Source organism: Bacillus sp. JCM 19034 (genome assembly GCF_001310635.1).
Classification (GTDB): Bacteria; Bacillota; Bacilli; order Bacillales; family Bacillaceae_D; genus Halalkalibacter.
On record NZ_BAXR01000050.1, the window covers coordinates 1 to 1,591 of the forward strand.

Consider the following 1,591-nt stretch of genomic DNA (forward strand, 5'->3'; position numbering starts at 1 on the left):
TTGGGTCTCGATAAACTTGTAATTACCTGGACGTAAATTCTCAACCACAATGCGACCATTTTTATCGGTTTCAAGTGCTTCTTCAAGGACATTTCCTTCTGCATCCTCAAGACGGAAAATCGCACCTTCTAGTAGCTCTTCTGTATCAACATCAATTTTTACAAGCTCTACCGAACCTGAAATGAGTTGATTCTCTTTCCTAACCTCAACCGCCGTCTGCTGTGAGTGCTCAATTTCAAACGAAAGCGGCGTTTCATCTAATACGTAATGCTCTGGTGCTCTCACTTCGATAAACTGATAGTGACCTGGGCGTAGGTTATCAACCACAATGCGGCCAGACTCACCTGTCATCACGTTTTCTTTTACGATTTCGCCATTTTCATCAACAATATTGAATACAGCTCCCGCTAACGGTTCACCTGTCACATCATCGACTTTTGTTAGCTCAACAGCTCCCGGAATCAAACTGTTTTCAAACGTTAATTCGGCTCTTTCTGATTGAGAACGTTCTATTTCAAACTGTACTGGCTTTTTGTTTAACTGGTAATCTTCCGGTGCCTCTACTTCAATAAAGCGGTACTCACCTGGGAGTAAATCGCTAACAACGATACGGCCTTCTTCGTCGCTTATAAGTCCTTCTTGTACTAGCTCTCCATCAATGGTTTCTAAATCAAAGACTGCCCCACGTAACGGCTCGCCTGTGACATCGTCTACTTTTGTTAGTTCTACTTCTCCTAGAATCAGACTATTTTCAATTGTAACTTCTAATTTTACCTCTTGAGATCGATCAATTGTAAACGGGATTGGTGTTCCATCTAATACATAATGCTCTGGTGCTTTTACTTCAACAAACTGATAAGACCCTGGGCGTAAGCATCAACGACAATCCGGCCTTCCTCATCCGTTACAAGTGCTTCACGGATAACATCCCCATGAACTGTCTCAATTTTAAACACCGCACCTTCTAACTTCTCGCCTGTCACATCATCGATCTTCACAAGTTCAACAGAACCTGAGATTAATTGATTTTCAGCTGTAACCTCAACGATATTCTCTTGAGAGAAGTCAATTGTAAAATGAATTGGTGTTTCATCTAGTTCGTAATCCGTTGGTGCTTTCACTTCAACAAACTGATATTCACCTGGATATAAATCACGTATGACAATGATTCCAGCCTCATCGGTCACTAACCCTTCACGCACGACCTCGCCATCTATCGTTCGAAGCTCAAACTCTGCTCCTTCTAATGCTGTACCATCAACATCATCGATTTTTAATAATCGTACATCACCTAAAATTAGTTGATTCCAAGCATTGACGACTAATCGCTCTGTCTGACTTGGCTCGATCGTAAATGGAATTGGCTCCGTAGCTAATTGATAATGTTCTGGTGCTTCTGTTTCCACGAATTGATACTGACCTGGACGTAAATCTTCAACAACGATACGACCATTTTCATCTGTTATTAGATCCTCTGCAACCACATTTCCGTCTTTATCTTCCAAACGGAATTTGGCACCTTCAATGACGTCACCCGACAGATCATCGATTTTTACAAGCTCAACAGAACCAGAAGTTAAACGATTCTCTA

Annotated in this window: 2 protein-coding genes and 1 pseudogene; all 3 read right to left on the reverse strand. The window is 41.5% G+C overall.

Features of this window, described 5'->3' with window-relative positions; all coding sequences use genetic code 11:
* Positions 1 to 465 (reverse strand): collagen binding domain-containing protein (locus JCM19034_RS20490; protein ID WP_156324096.1); only part of this gene is annotated, 465 nt, incomplete at its 3' end.
* A gap of 51 nt (positions 466 to 516) precedes the next feature.
* Positions 517 to 831 (reverse strand): annotated as a pseudogene (locus tag JCM19034_RS25425) (collagen binding domain-containing protein); the annotation flags it as partial.
* A gap of 8 nt (positions 832 to 839) precedes the next feature.
* The coding region (locus JCM19034_RS22535) for a collagen binding domain-containing protein (RefSeq protein WP_197276472.1) at positions 840 to 1,591 on the reverse strand (752 nt) is incomplete at its 5' end.